Annotated in this window: 13 protein-coding genes; 3 read left to right on the top strand and 10 right to left on the bottom strand. The window is 64.2% G+C overall.

The window, feature by feature from the left end:
• Positions 1 to 117 precede the first annotated feature (117 nt).
• Entirely contained in the window at positions 118 to 789 is a 672-nt protein-coding gene (locus tag B0G83_RS21485; RefSeq protein ID WP_105509419.1) for a histidine phosphatase family protein, read from the top strand.
• A gap of 123 nt (positions 790 to 912) precedes the next feature.
• Here B0G83_RS21485 and ruvB read toward each other — a convergent pair whose 3' ends face one another.
• From ruvB to B0G83_RS21445, 8 genes are all read right to left on the bottom strand, one after another.
• Positions 913 to 1,977: a Holliday junction branch migration DNA helicase RuvB gene (ruvB, locus tag B0G83_RS21480; RefSeq protein ID WP_105509418.1), complete on the bottom strand. Its 1,065-nt coding sequence runs from the start codon at positions 1,975 to 1,977 to the stop codon at positions 913 to 915.
• Between the two features lie 121 nt (positions 1,978 to 2,098).
• A complete protein-coding gene (ruvA, locus tag B0G83_RS21475) occupies positions 2,099 to 2,680 on the bottom strand; it encodes a Holliday junction branch migration protein RuvA (RefSeq protein WP_105509417.1) in 582 nt (193 codons plus the stop codon).
• A gap of 125 nt (positions 2,681 to 2,805) precedes the next feature.
• Positions 2,806 to 3,348 carry a crossover junction endodeoxyribonuclease RuvC gene (gene ruvC / locus B0G83_RS21470; RefSeq protein WP_105509416.1) on the bottom strand — a complete coding sequence of 181 codons (543 nt, stop codon included), beginning with the start codon at positions 3,346 to 3,348 and terminating at the stop codon, positions 2,806 to 2,808.
• Positions 3,349 to 3,613: 265 nt separating this feature from the next.
• Entirely contained in the window at positions 3,614 to 5,179 is a 1,566-nt protein-coding gene (gene purH / locus B0G83_RS21465) for a bifunctional phosphoribosylaminoimidazolecarboxamide formyltransferase/IMP cyclohydrolase (protein ID WP_105509415.1), read from the bottom strand.
• A 56-nt stretch (positions 5,180 to 5,235) separates the two neighbouring features.
• Positions 5,236 to 5,469: a Fis family transcriptional regulator gene (locus B0G83_RS21460; protein ID WP_007180440.1), complete on the bottom strand. Its 234-nt coding sequence runs from the start codon at positions 5,467 to 5,469 to the stop codon at positions 5,236 to 5,238.
• The gene (gene dusB / locus B0G83_RS21455) at positions 5,466 to 6,530 is read right to left on the bottom strand and encodes a tRNA dihydrouridine synthase DusB (RefSeq protein WP_105509414.1); all 1,065 of its coding nucleotides are present in this window, start codon (positions 6,528 to 6,530) and stop codon (positions 5,466 to 5,468) included. Before dusB ends, B0G83_RS21460 begins: the two co-directional genes overlap by 4 nt.
• 230 nt (positions 6,531 to 6,760) lie before the next feature.
• Entirely contained in the window at positions 6,761 to 8,098 is a 1,338-nt protein-coding gene (locus B0G83_RS21450; RefSeq protein ID WP_105509413.1) for a UbiH/UbiF/VisC/COQ6 family ubiquinone biosynthesis hydroxylase, read from the bottom strand.
• 6 nt (positions 8,099 to 8,104) lie between these two features.
• A complete protein-coding gene (locus B0G83_RS21445; protein ID WP_105509412.1) occupies positions 8,105 to 9,511 on the bottom strand; it encodes an aminopeptidase P N-terminal domain-containing protein in 1,407 nt (468 codons plus the stop codon).
• Positions 9,512 to 9,694: 183 nt separating this feature from the next.
• On the opposite strand from B0G83_RS21445, the gene B0G83_RS21440 reads away from it, so the two are divergent.
• A complete protein-coding gene (locus tag B0G83_RS21440) occupies positions 9,695 to 10,309 on the top strand; it encodes a glutathione S-transferase C-terminal domain-containing protein (RefSeq protein ID WP_181156999.1) in 615 nt (204 codons plus the stop codon).
• Positions 10,310 to 10,561: 252 nt separating this feature from the next.
• Positions 10,562 to 11,320: a M48 family metallopeptidase gene (locus tag B0G83_RS21435; RefSeq protein WP_105509410.1), complete on the top strand. Its 759-nt coding sequence runs from the start codon at positions 10,562 to 10,564 to the stop codon at positions 11,318 to 11,320.
• A 73-nt stretch (positions 11,321 to 11,393) separates the two neighbouring features.
• On the opposite strand, the gene lnt is transcribed toward B0G83_RS21435, so the two are convergent.
• Both lnt and B0G83_RS21425 read right to left on the bottom strand, forming a co-directional pair.
• The gene (gene lnt / locus B0G83_RS21430; protein WP_105509409.1) at positions 11,394 to 13,127 is read right to left on the bottom strand and encodes an apolipoprotein N-acyltransferase; all 1,734 of its coding nucleotides are present in this window, start codon (positions 13,125 to 13,127) and stop codon (positions 11,394 to 11,396) included.
• A gap of 61 nt (positions 13,128 to 13,188) precedes the next feature.
• Positions 13,189 to 14,082, bottom strand: a complete 894-nt coding sequence (locus B0G83_RS21425; RefSeq protein WP_105509408.1) for an HlyC/CorC family transporter — start codon at positions 14,080 to 14,082, stop codon at positions 13,189 to 13,191.
• Positions 14,083 to 14,097 lie beyond the last annotated feature (15 nt).

Here is a 14,097-nt window from a genome sequence, read left to right as displayed (position 1 = left end):
TGCAGGCGGTTTGTCAGCAGCAACATGGCGGCGCGTTTGCGTTCGCCTCTCCCTCCAGCCGCTTTTTGCGACAATAGCGGTTCGGCATAACCGGCGAATGGTGCCCACTTTCATTCCATGACCACGCAGATTCTGTTTATCCGGCACGGCGAGACCGATTGGAACCGCATCAAGCGCATTCAAGGTCACATCGACATTCCACTGGCGACGACGGGTCTGGCCCAGGCGCAACGTCTCGCACGCCGCATGGCCGACGAGGCGAAGCAGGGCGCGCGGCTCGACGCGATCTATTCGAGCGACCTGCAGCGCGCGCAGCAAACCGCGCAGCCGATCGCCGACGCGCTCGGCCTGTCTCTTCAGCTGCGCGAAGGTCTGCGCGAGCGTTCATACGGCGCGTTCCAGGGCCATGACAGCGACGAGATCGCACTGCGTTTCCCCGACGAATACGCACACTGGCAAACTCGCGACGCCGGCTTCGCGCCGCCGGACGGCGAGTCGCAACGCACGCTCTACCACCGCGTATTGCATGCGATCGAACCGCTGGTCGCGGCGCATCCCGGCGGGCGGATTGCGTGTGTCGCGCACGGCGGCGTGCTGGATTGCGTGCGCCGTTTCGCCTGCAATTTGCCGCTCGACGCGCCGCGTGATTACGCGTTGCTCAACACGAGTGTGAATGTGGTGGATTTCGATAACGGCCGCGCGACGATCGTGTCGTGGGCGGACGTGTCGCATCTCGACGTACCGAGCTCGGACGACACCTTTAAGAAGGTCCCGGAGCCGGGTCGTTAAGCGCTAGGTCGCGGCAGGGCTCAGGCTACAGGTTGATGTCTTGTTGACGCTTGCTGTGTGACCTGCCGCAGTGCCGTTAGCCAGCGTGATCTGACATTCGGCACAGCACTCGCGCCATCCAGCTCAGGTCGCAGCCGAATCCCAGATGCCCGGCAACGCGCTCGTTGAATCCGGTGCGGCCAATCCGAAATGCCGATAAGTGAGCATCGTGGCGACGCGGCCGCGCGGCGTGCGCTGCAGGAAACCCTGCTGAATCAGATACGGTTCGAGCACGTCTTCGATCGTGTCGCGTTCCTCGCCGATCGCCGCCGCCAGATTGTCGACGCCAACCGGGCCGCCGTCGAACTTGTGCAGGATCGCTTCGAGCAGCTTGCGGTCCATCAGATCGAAGCCGACCGCGTCGACGTCGAGCATTTTCAGCGCGGCGTCGGCCACTTGCGCGGTAATGTTGCCGTCGGCTTTCACCTCGGCGAAGTCACGCACGCGACGCAGCAGGCGGTTCGCGATCCGCGGCGTGCCGCGTGCGCGCCTGGCGATTTCGAACGCGCCGTCCGGATGAATCTGCGCCTTGAGCAACGACGCCGAACGCGTGACGATTCGAGCCAGCTCTTCAGCGTTATAGAACTCGAGCCGCGCGACGATCCCGAAACGGTCGCGTAGCGGATTGGTCAGCATACCCGCGCGGGTGGTCGCACCGACCAGCGTGAACGGCTGCAGGTCCAGCTTCACGCTACGCGCGGCCGGCCCTTCGCCGATCATGATGTCGATCTGATAATCCTCCAGCGCCGGGTACAGAATTTCTTCGACGACCGGTGAGAGCCGGTGGATTTCGTCGATGAATAGAACGTCGTTGGCTTCGAGATTGGTGAGCAGCGCGGCGAGGTCGCCGGCCCGTTCGAGCACCGGTCCGGACGTTTGCCGCAGATTGACGCCCATTTCCCGCGCGATGATGTGCGCGAGCGTGGTTTTGCCGAGGCCCGGCGGCCCGAACAGCAGAACGTGGTCGAGCGATTCGGAGCGGCGCTTGGCCGCCTCGATGAAAATTTCCAGCTGGCCGCGCACCTTTTCCTGCCCGACATACTCGTCGAGCTGGCGCGGCCGCAACGCACGCTCGAACGCTTCTTCGTTCGGCGAGACGGGCGTGGCCGCGATGATGCGCTCGGCGGCAAGTTTGTCGGTTTCGATCATCTGGCCATTGTACCGCGCTGGCCTCGTTGCGAAACCCGGCCGAACGGCCAGGGTGCGCTAAGCCCATGGCCTGTGAGATGCTGTACCGGTCGCATGCAAAGTCAGCGTCCGGAGCGTCGTGTCAGCCCTTGGACAACGCCTTCAGTGCGAGCTTGATGCCCTCGGAAACGCCGGTGCCGGCCGGCACGTTCTTGACGGCCGCCAACGCTTCTTTTTCGGAGTAACCCAGGGCGAGCAGCGCGTTCAGGATATCGGAGGCATGGTCGGATGCCGACGCCGCGCCAGCCATTGCGCCCAGGTCGGCGCCGAGCTTGCCCTTCAGTTCGAGCAGCAGGCGTTCGGCCGTCTTCTTGCCGATGCCGGGCACGCGCGTGAGGCGAGCCGCGTCCTGCATCGTCACGGTCTGCGCCAGTTCGTGCACGCTCATGCCGGACAGCACCGCGAGCGCCATGCGTGCGCCGATGCCGGAAATCTTCAGCAGTTCGCGGAAGGTGGCGCGTTCTTCGGCGGTGCCGAAGCCGTACAGCAGATGCGCGTCCTCGCGCACGATCATCTGCGTGAGCAGCACGACGCGTTCGCCGGTCGAGGGCAGGTTGTAGAACGTGCTCATCGGCACGTCGACTTCATAGCCGACACCGTTGCAGTCGACGAGCAGATGCGGCGGGTTTTTTTCCAGCAGAACGCCGGCAATGCGACCGATCATGGCGGATTCGATTTCGAGAGAAAGGGCGAGTGTAGCGCAGCGGGCGGGGCGCGCGCGATGCCTGCACCGCGTGTGTCACAACCAGCGCGCGCGGCGCCGATCACGGCTGGCGAACGCCGGCGGCTCTAGCCCACCAGTCGCCCGCGTCTCACGCGCAAGCCCTTCTTCGCGAGTGCCGGTGCAATACCGCCGAGCGTGCTCAGCGTCGTGCCGCTGTGCGCATGGCAGATCGCCATGCCGAGCGCGTCGGCGGCGTCCGTGCTGGGCACGCCGGAGAGGTTCAGCAGTCGTACCACCATCTGCTGCATCTGTTCCTTGGTGGCGCGGCCGTAGCCCACCACCGCCTGCTTCAATTGCAGCGCGGTGTACTCGGCCACCGGCACGCCGCCCGCGACCAGTCCGCAGATCGCCGCGCCGCGCGCCTGGCCAAGCAGCAGCGTGGACTGCGGGTTGACGTTGACGAACACTTTTTCGATCGCCGACTGATCTGGCGAGTGCTGGCGGATCAGCGTCGAGATGCCTTCGAAAATGGTGCCCAGACGCGAGGGCAGATCGGCGTCGGCGGTCTTGATGACGCCGCTCGCGACGTAACTGAGCGTGTGGCCGCTTTGATCGATCACGCCGAAGCCGGTCACGCGCAAGCCGGGGTCGATGCCGAGAATTCTCATGAGGTGCCGCACATGCCGTAAAAACCAGGTGCTTGCGATACTACAACACGCGCACCGCGTGACGGCCGGCGAGCGTCGAGATCGGCGGAATAAAAACCGCTACGTGCGCGGTTCAGCGGTAACGATGCAATGGCAACCTCGGCGGCGCCAAAAGAAAACGGCCCGGCGGAAAACTCCGCCGGGCCGTTTCATCGCTGAACGCGAGCTAGTCATCCACGGCGAGCGACTTCACCCTCGGGCCGCCCCCGTCACACCAGCCAAAAAATCAATGCCGGAAGTGACGCACACCGGTCAACACCATGGCGATGTTGTGCTCATCCGCCGCGCTGACCACTTCGTCGTCGCGCATCGAGCCGCCCGGTTGAATCACGCAGGTCGCGCCTGCCGCCACCACCACGTCCAGACCGTCACGGAACGGGAAGAACGCGTCCGACGCCACCGCCGAACCCGTCAGCGTCAAACCGGCGTTCTGTGCCTTGATGCTGGCGATACGCGCCGAGTCCACGCGGCTCATCTGGCCGGCGCCGACGCCCAGCGTCATGCCGTTGCCGCAGAACACGATCGCGTTCGACTTCACGTACTTCGCCACGCGCCATGCGAACAGCAGGTCGTCCATTTCCTTCGGCGTAGGGTGACGTTTCGTGACCACACGCAATTCGCGCGGCTGCACGTTCTTCGAATCGAGCGATTGCACCAGCAGGCCGCCGCCCACGCGCTTCAGATCGAATGCGTTGTGACCGTCGCCCAAAGCGATTTCCAGCAGACGCACGTTCTGCTTCGCCGTGAACACCTGACGCGCTGCCGCGCTGAACGACGGCGCGATCAGCACTTCGACGAACTGCTTGGCCACTGCTTGCGCCGCCGCTTCATCCACTTCGCGGTTGAACGCGATGATGCCGCCGAATGCCGACGTCGGATCGGTCTGCAGCGCCTTCGCGTACGCTTCGTGCGCATCCGCGCCGATCGCCACGCCGCACGGGTTCGCGTGCTTGACGATCACGCAGGCCGGCACGTCGAACGTCTTCACGCATTCCCACGCCGCGTCGGAATCCGCGATGTTGTTGTAGGACAGTTCCTTGCCCTGCAACTGGCTGTAGTTCGCCAACGCGCCGGCCGGCACCGACAGATCGCGGTAGAACGCCGCGCTCTGGTGCGGGTTTTCGCCGTAGCGGAGGTCTTGCACCTTGTCGAACGCCAGGTTGAACGTAGCCGGGTACGTGTTGCGCGACGCGTGTTGCAACTCGTCGGTCAGGCTGGTCAGGTAGTTCGTGATCGCGCCGTCGTACTGCGCGGTGTGCGCGAATACCTTGGTGGCGAGGCGGAAATTCGTCTTGTACGACACCGCGTTGCTGTTCGCACGCATTTCGTCGAGCACGACCGCGTAGTCGGTCGGATCGACCACCACCGTCACGTCGCGGTGATTCTTCGCCGCCGAACGCAGCATGGTCGGGCCGCCAATGTCGATGTTCTCGATCGCGTCTTCCAGCGAGCACTCTTCTTTCGACACGGTCTGCACGAACGGGTACAGATTCACGACCAGCAGGTCGATGGTCGGAATGTCGTGCTTTTCAAGCGCGGCCATGTGTTCCGGGAGGTCGCGGCGCGCCAGAATGCCGCCGTGCACCTTCGGATGCAGCGTTTTCACGCGCCCATCGAGCATTTCCGGGAAGCCCGTGTAATCGGCGACTTCGGTGACGGGCAGACCCGCGTCCGCGAGCAGTTTCGCGGTGCCGCCGGTCGACAGGAGCTTGACGCCGAGGTCGGACAGCGACTTGGCGAAGTCGACGATGCCGGACTTGTCGGAAACGGAGATGAGCGCTTGCTTGATCATGATGAAGACGAAAAGCCGAAGGGAAACGTGGCAGGGCGCGAGAAAACGACAGCGAACTACAACAAACCGTGCTGTTGCAGCTTCTTGCGCAGCGTATTGCGGTTAATGCCGAGATACTCGGCGGCCAGCGACTGATTGCCGCCGGCCTGCTCGAGCACCACTTCGAGCAAGGGTTTTTCCACGCACGAAATCACCATGTCGTAGACGTCGTGCGGATTGGAGCCGTCGAGATCCTGGAAATACATCCCCAGGCTGTCGCGGACAGATTGTTCGATATTGTTCTTGCTCATGCTGCTAGTCGGTCGGTTGGGTCCGGCTCGCCGTTCTCGTTGAGCGTTTCGTCGACATAGACAAGGCGGTCGGAGATCGCCTTTTGTGCGTCGAAGAACTCGTTGACGGCGAGGAGTTGTTCGCGCGTGGTGTCCAGCGTATTCATGCGATGCCGGAACACGTTGGCGCCAGAAAGGCCGCGAGTGTACCAGCCGATGTGCTTACGCGCAGTGCGCACGCCGGTAAATTCCCCGTAGAACGCGTAGTGATCTTCGAGATGCTCGTTCATCACATGCTGGATTTCGTCGATGCGCGGCGGCGGCAGCAACTCGCCCGTTTTCAGGAAATGCTCGATCTCCCGAAACAGCCATGGGCGCCCCTGCGCGGCGCGGCCGATCATGATCGCGTCGGCGCCAGTGGCGGCGAGTACCGCGCGCGCCTTGTGCGGCGTCGTAATGTCGCCGTTCGCGACCACCGGAATGCGCACGGCGGCCTTGACGGCGGCGATGGTCTCGTATTCGGCGTCGCCGTGATAGAGATCGGCGCGGGTGCGACCGTGCACGGTCAGCATGGCGATGCCGGCGTTTTCGGCCAGATGCGCGACGCTCAGCGCATTCTTGTTGTCGCGATTCCAGCCGGTGCGGATTTTCAGCGTGACGGGCACCGCGTCGGGCCCGACGCCCACCGCGCCGACCACCGCCTCGACGATGCGCTGCACCAGCGGCTCGTTCTGCAACAGCGCCGAGCCGGCCGCAACGTTGCAGACCTTCTTGGCCGGACAGCCCATGTTGATGTCGATGATCTGCGCGCCGTTCGCGACGTTGTGGCGCGCGGCTTCGGCCATCATGACCGGATCGGCGCCGGCGATCTGCACGGCGATCGGCTCGACCTCGCCAGTGTGGTTGGCGCGCCGCATGGTCTTTTCGCTTTTCCACAACTGCGCGTTCGAGGCGACCATTTCCGACACCGCATAGCCCGCGCCCAGCCGTTTGCACAGTTGCCGGAACGGCCGGTCGGTCACACCCGCCATGGGCGCGACGAACAGGTTATTACGCAGATTGTGGGAGCCGAGAGTGGGCATAGCGTGGACGCGCGCCGCGCCCGATTGCGCAATTTGTGTCAATCGGAGCGTTCGCGAAATGCGAGAGAAAACCACCATTTTAGCGTTAACAGATAGCCGGCACCCGACATGCGTGTGTCGTAACCCATTAAATCTTCTATGAAAGTGGTCCGGTTCATAGAACCGGCATCTCACATGCGGTGCGCGCCGCGCCGCGTCAAAAGGCCGCGCGGCGCGAGCGGACGGCGTGCCTAGCGGCGTTGCCCGAACATCATTTGACGCGCCAGCGCGGTTTTCAGCGGCGGCACGAATTCGAGCGCGGTGAGCGCGAGACCGCGCACGATCGCGAGCGGCGCGAAGTCGACGGTGAACAGGCGCGCGAGCGTGTCGGTCGCGCCGATCGTGAGACGGCGGTCGAGCGCGCGGCGTTGCGCGAAGGTGGCGAGCGCGAGCGGCGTGGGGCCTTCCGCGGACAATGCGTCGGCGAGCGAATGCGCGTCGCGCAGGCCGAGGTTCAGCCCCTGGCCGGCCACCGGGTGCAGGGTTTGCGCCGCATTGCCGATTGCGACGACGCGGCCCTGAACGAGTGTCTCGACCGCGTTCAGGCCGAGCGGGAACGACGCGCGGCCTTTGATCTGCGTGAAACGGCCCATGCGGTCGCCGAACGCCGCGCCGAGTTCGCGCAGGAAGTCGGTGTCGGAGAGTTGCGCGCGGCGGGCGGCTTGTTCCGGCGCACAACACCAGACCAGCGCATAGTCCGCGCCGCGCACGCCGCCCATGGGCAGCAAGGCGATCGGACCTTGCGACGTGAAGCGCTCCCAGGCCACATGCGGTTGCGGCGAGGAGACGGTTACCGTGCCGACCAGCGCGGTTTGTCCGTAGTCGCGTGAGCCGTTTTTCGCGGCGCGTTTGCCGGATTGATCCGCAGCGTCGGAATCGAGGCTGCCGGCGCTCGGCCGGGCGTAGTTTTCCGCGATGTTTTCAGCCGAGTCCGCGCTTGCCGCACGGTCCCGTCCCGTCCGTCGGGCTTTCTGATCGCCGAACAACCCGCCTTCGGCATTCACCAGAATCCGCGTACGCAACGAACGCGCGACGCCCGCCGTTTCGATCGGTAGCGTCACGCCGTCATGCTCCTGGGTCGGCGCTGCGGCCGAGGTCGAGCGGAACCAGTGCACCGAACTCGCATGCACCGCGTCGGCCAGCCCATGCACGATCGACCCATAGCGCAGCACATACCCCAGCGCCGGCAGACCGTGCTCGGTGTGATCGATCAGCGTGCGGCCGAAGTGCCCGCGCTGCGACACATGAATGCGCTGGATCGCGGTGGCGTCGGCGGGCCAGCGCAGCGGCTCCAGAATCATCCGGCTGCCGTGCGAGACGGCGATCGCGCGCGGGTCGGCGATCGAGTCTTCCGGCTCGCGTGCGTCGACCAGCGCGATCTTCAGCGCCTGGGTCGCGCTGCGGCGCGCCAGCCAGCCGGCCAGCGCCAGCCCGACCGGTCCGGCGCCGACGATCGTCACGTCGAAATCGTACGGATGAGTGGCCGAGGCGGGCTTCAGAATCACCGTCGACGGGGAAACATCGTTCATTGCGGATTACGTCCTTGTTTCGTGGGCCGCGCGGGCTTCCTGCATCAGCGCCTCGATTTCGTCGGCGGCGACCGGCACGTCGCGCGTGATCAGCTCGCAGCCGGTCGGCGTGACGATCGCGTCGTCCTCGATGCGGATGCCGATGTTCCAGTAGCGCTCGGGCACGCCTTCCGTCGGGCGGATGTACAAGCCGGGCTCGATGGTCAGCGTCATCGACGCCTGCAAGGTGCGCCACGGCAACACGCCCGCGTCGTCGCGCGGCGCGCCGCGTTCGCGGTAGTCGCCGACGTCGTGCACGTCCATGCCGATCCAGTGGCCGGTGCGGTGCATATAGAAGGGCGCGTAGGCGCGCTCGGCGATCACGTCGTCGACCGAAGCGAACTTCGCGCGGTCGATGATGCCGGTGTCGAGCAAGCCTTGCGACAGCACACGGACGGCTGCCTGGTGCGGATCGTCGAAGGTGGCGCCGGCGCGGGTGGCGTCGACGGCAGCCTGCTGCGCGGCCAGCACGATGTCGTACAGCTCGCGCTGCGCCGGCGTGAAGCGGCCGCTGGCGGGGAACGTGCGGGTGATGTCGGACGCGTAGCCGTCGAGTTCGCAGGCCGCGTCGATCAGGATCAGGTCGCCGTCCTTTGCTGCCGCGTTGCCGGCCGGGTAGTGCAGCACGCAGGCATTGGCGCCCGCCGCGACGATCGACGTATAAGCCGGCGCCTGCGCGCCGAATTTGCGGAACGTATAGAGCAGTTCGGCTTCGAGTTCGTACTCGCGGATACCCGGATGGCACGCGGCCATCGCGCGGCGATGCGCCCGCGCCGAAATTTGCCCGGCGCGGCGCATGACGGCGAGTTCGTGGTCGTCCTTGACGAGCCGCATGTCGTCGAGCAACGGGATCAGATCGCCTGCAGTCGTGGGCGTCGCGACTCCGCTGCGGCCTTGCGCGCGCACCGTGTCGAGCCAGCCGCGCACCTGTTCGTCCAGTTGCGCCGAGCTGCCGAGCGCGTAGTGCAGCGACGGTTTGTCGGCAAGCAGCCGCGGCAGTTGCACGTCGACGTCGCCGATTGCGAACGCCGCGTCGAAACCGAACGCCGTGCGCGCGCCGTCGGGGCCGAAGCGGAAACCTTCCCACGTTTCGCGCTCGACGTTTTTCTCGCGGCAGAACAGGATCGACGCCGGCTCGCCGGACGCGGCGCTGGCGTCGAGCACCAGCAGCGCTTCCGGTTCGGTGAAGCCGGTCAGGTAGTAGAAGTAGCTGTCGTGCCGGTACGGATAATCGGCGTCGCGGTTGCGCAGGGCTTCCGGCGCGGTGGGGACGATGGCGACGCCGCCGCCCGTCGCGCGCAGCGCGGCGAGTACGCGCTCGCGGCGCGTTCGGTAGACGTCGATGGCGAGGGTGGGTTCGGTCGGCTGGTTCATCGTGCGATTGTAGCGCCCAATGCGCGGACTTATTTTGCGCGGATACGGATCGCAGCGTCGCCGTGCCGCTGTTGCAATCCATCCACAGCGAGTCTGCATGCGGCTTGCGAAGAGACGCTGGTACGCTCGCGAAGGCCGCCGAGCACTTATACTTTCGCCGGATTCAGACAAAGGCAGATGGTAATGATGAAACTCATCGGTTCGCTCGGTAGCCCGTATGTGCGTAAAGCGCGGATCGTGCTGGCCGACAAGAAGATCGACTACGAACTGGTGCCCGAGAACGTCTGGGCGCCCGACACCACGATTCACACCTTCAATCCGCTCGGCAAGGTGCCGTGCCTCGTGATGGAAGACGGCGAAGCGGTGTTCGACTCGCGGGTGATCTGCGAATACGTGGATACGCTGTCGCCGGTCGGCAAGCTGATTCCGCAATCCGGCCGTGAACGCGTGGAAGTGCGCTGCTGGGAAGCGCTCGCCGACGGCATTCTGGATGCGGCGGTGCTAATTCGCCTCGAAAGCACGCAGCGCGCGCCGGAGTTGCGCGTGGACGCATGGGTCGCGCGTCAACAACGCAAGATCGACGAAGCGCTGATCGCAATGTCGCGGGGGCTGGGCAGCAAGACGTGGTGCGCGGGCAATCACTACACGCTCGCGGATATCGCGGTGGGATGCGCACTGGGTTATCTGGATTTCCGCATGCCCGAGTTGAACTGGCGCGAACCGTATCCGAATCTGGATAAGCATTTGCAGAAGCTCTCGCTGCGTCAGTCGTTTATCGACACGGTGCCGGCGAACTGAGTATTGCAGATCGCGAAGATTGAGCATTGCAAAAAGCTGTCAATCAAGCTTCCAAAATAATGAATTAAAACTTACGTTTGTGGTAAAAATGCGCCTGCCCGTCAGGCGCATTTTTTTTGTCTGTCGCGTGGCGTAATGGTTTATGCAATCAACATATCCGGCGAATTAATCGGTGAATTGCAGCCATTGCGAATCGGCGTCGCGGGAGAAAGCGCGCCGCTCAGATCAATAACTCGCAGAGAGACTTCCACCATGAAACCGTATCGCTTTGTCATTGCCGCTTCCGCACTTGCCATGTTTGCCGCCTGCTCGAATGTCGGTAACGTCGATCCGTCCGCGCTGATCAAGTCCGGCCAGATGGCCACCCAGGCCGCCACGCTGAGCGACGCCGACGTGCGCGCGTTGACCGACAAATCGTGCGCGCAGCTGGATGGCGAAAACAAGATCGCCGCCGCGAACAGCAAGTACCAGAAGCGCCTGAACAAGATCGCCACGCAACTGGGCGACAACATCAACGGCACGCCGGTCAACTACAAGGTGTACATGACCAAGGACGTCAACGCATGGGCCATGGCCAATGGTTGCGTGCGCGTCTACAGCGGGCTGATGGACATGATGAACGACAACGAAGTGCGCGGCGTGGTCGGCCACGAAATGGGCCACGTAGCGCTCGGCCACACGAAGAAGGCGATGCAGGTGGCTTATGCCACGTCGGCGGTGCGTGGTGCGGCGACGTCGGCGGGAGGCCTCGCGGGATCGCTGTCCGGTTCGCAACTCGGCGATTTCTCCGAGAAGCTGATTAACGCGCAATTCTCGCAAACCCAGGAAAGCGCCGCCGACGATTATTCATTCGATTTGCAGAAAAAGAAGAAGCTGGATCCGTCGGGGCTGGTGACGGCATTTAACAAACTCGCGCAACTGGATGGGGGTAAATCGAGTATGTTCAGTTCGCATCCGTCGTCGCCGGAGCGGGCGCAGCATATTCAGCAGCGGATCGCTTCGAATCAGTAACTGCAAGAATGAAAAACGCGCGCTCTGGCATGCCAGCAGCGCGCGTTTCTGTTTCGGTGGTTAGTTCTTGCGGTTATGGTGTTTTACGGCGTCGTGTAATGCCCGGCCCGAATGCAAATCCAAATGCCAATAGCAGCAACGACACGGCCAGCACCGTGTTATTCCCGCTCGTCACATACGGCGTGCGGCCGGACGTGCCTTGCACCGTCACGTCGAGCGAGCCGATCGTGAACGGCTTGAGGCGGCCGAGCACCTTGCCGTTCGCGTCGATCGCGGCGGTCATGCCGGTGTTGGTGGCGCGCAGCATCGGCCGGCCGGTTTCCAGCGAACGCATCCGCGCGATCTGCAGATGCTGGTCCAGCGCAATCGTGTCGCCGAACCAGGCGAGGTTGGTCGAGTTGACCAGCACGCCGGCCGGCGTCTCGCTTTCGCGAATGCTGCGGGCAATCTCTTCACCGAAAATGTCTTCGTAGCAGATGTCGACCGAGACCGGCTGGTTGTGCACCATGAACGGTTTCTGCACCGGCGCGCCGCGGAAGAAATCGCCGAGCGGAATGTTCATCAGATTGACGAACCAGCGGAAGCCCCACGGCACGAACTCGCCGAACGGCACGAGGTGGTGCTTGTCGTAGCGGTACACGTCGCGAGAACCGGGCGTGACGCCGAACAGGCTGTTCGTGTAGTCGATCAACTGGCCTTCCGGCGTGACCGTGCCGCCGAGTGCGCCGAACAGGATGGCGCTGCCGGTCGAATCCGAAAAACGGCGTACCGCCGACGCGAACGGTGCCGGCAATTGCTGGATGAAAACCGGAATCGCCGTTTCCGGCGTGACGATCAGATCGGCCGGTTTCGACGTGATCATTTGCTGGTACATGTCGATCGCGGCGCGCATGCCGGATTCTTCGAACTTCATCTCCTGCTTGACGTTGCCTTGCAGAAGACGCACGGTCAGCGGCGCGTTGGCGGGGACTGTCCATTGCGCGAGTGGCAGCAGCAGGCCGGCCGCGATCAGCGCCAGCGCGATGAGGCCGGGCAGTGCGGCACGGACGCCGCTGGGTTTGCCGTTTGCCTGACCACCCTGAGCCGGATTGCCGATATTGCCGCCGACACCGGCAGCAGTCCCGCTCGCCTGCCGCAAAGCCGCCAACTGCATGAGCGCCTGCACGATCAACGCGGCCACCAGCGCCAGCACCCAACCCACGCCATACACGCCCGCCACCGGCGCAAAGCCGGCAAACGGACCATCCACCTGCGCATAACCGCTCGCAAGCCACGGAAAGCCGGTGAACACCGTGCCGCGCAGCCACTCACCGATCGCCCACGCGCTCGCGAACGCCAGCGCGCCATGCCAGGTCGGCGAGAACGGCGTGCGGTCGTCCGCCGCGCCGTTGCGTGCATGACCGGCGCAGAGCGACCACAACGCAGCGGCAAATGCCGGATAGATCGCCAGATACAACGAAAACAGCACGACCGCCGCGCCGGCGAGCGGCGCGCTCATGCCGCCGTAGAAATGCATGCTGACGTATAGCCACCACACACCGCTGACGAAGTTGCCAAAGCCGAATGCGCCACCGGTCAAAGCGGCGCTTTTCCAGCCGGTGCTGCGCGTGAGCCACGCGAAGAAGAACGCGAAAATCGCGAGTTCGAGCCAGCCGCCATGCGGCGTCGGCGCGAACGAAAGCGTATTGGCCGCGCCGGCGAAGGCGGCGACGAGGTAATGCCAGCGGGGCAGCGCGCGACCGCGGACAGCTTGAGCGGCAGAAGCGCTCACGCCGCGGCGCGAACGGGAAGTTATCGGGTCGGCCATCGTTGCGCGGTCGGCGTGAGGTGTTGAGGAAGCGAGAAAAGCGAGCCGGCCAGGGCCTGGCTCAGGTCTGCACGTGCTGCGCTTCGCGCTCGCGCTGGCCGGCCAGCGGATCGCGGCGCACCAGCAGCATGTGGATCTGGCGGGCGTCGCCGCGCAGAATCTCGAAGATCAGATCGTCGAGGCGAACCTTCTCGCCGCGATGCGGCACACGGCCGAAATGATGCGTGACGAGTCCGCCGATCGTATCGACTTCGTCGTCCGGGTAATCCGTGCCGAAGGCTTCGTTGAACTGCTCGATCTCGGTCAGCGCGCGCACGCGGAAGCGTCCGTCCGGCGACGCGATGATGTTGCCGCTTTCCTCGTCGAAGTCATATTCGTCTTCGATATCGCCGACGATCTGTTCCAGCACGTCCTCGATCGTAATCAGGCCGGCCACGCCGCCGTATTCGTCGACCACCACCGCGAGGTGATTGCGATTCACGCGGAAGTCGTGCAGCAGCACGTTCAGGCGCTTCGATTCGGGGATAAACACGGCGGGGCGCAGCATGCCGCGCACGTCGAATTCTTCTTCGGCGTAGTAGCGCAGCAGGTCTTTGGCCAGCAGCACGCCGATGATGTTGTCGCGATTGCCCTCGAACACCGGATAGCGCGAGTGCGCTTTTTCCAGCACGTAGGGAATGAATTCGGCGGGACTGTCCGCGATGTTGATCGCGTCCATTTGAGCGCGCGGCACCATGATGTCGCGAGCGCTCAGTTCGGAGACTTGGAAGACCCCTTCGATCATCGACAGCGAGTCGGCGTCGATCAGGTTGCGCTCGTGGGCGTCCTGCAGGATTTCCAGAAGTTCTGCGCGCGAGTCGGGCTCGGGCGAGATGAAGTCGGTCAAACGCTCGAGGAGTGAGCGCTTTTCTTGCGGTTTGTCGAGTTGGCGTCGACTGGGATACGTGTCGTTCATGGTAGTGCGCCCGGC

Source organism: Paraburkholderia sp. BL21I4N1 (genome assembly GCF_002973525.1).
Lineage (GTDB): Bacteria > Pseudomonadota > Gammaproteobacteria > Burkholderiales > Burkholderiaceae > Paraburkholderia.
This window is presented reverse-complemented; position numbering and strand designations above follow the sequence as displayed.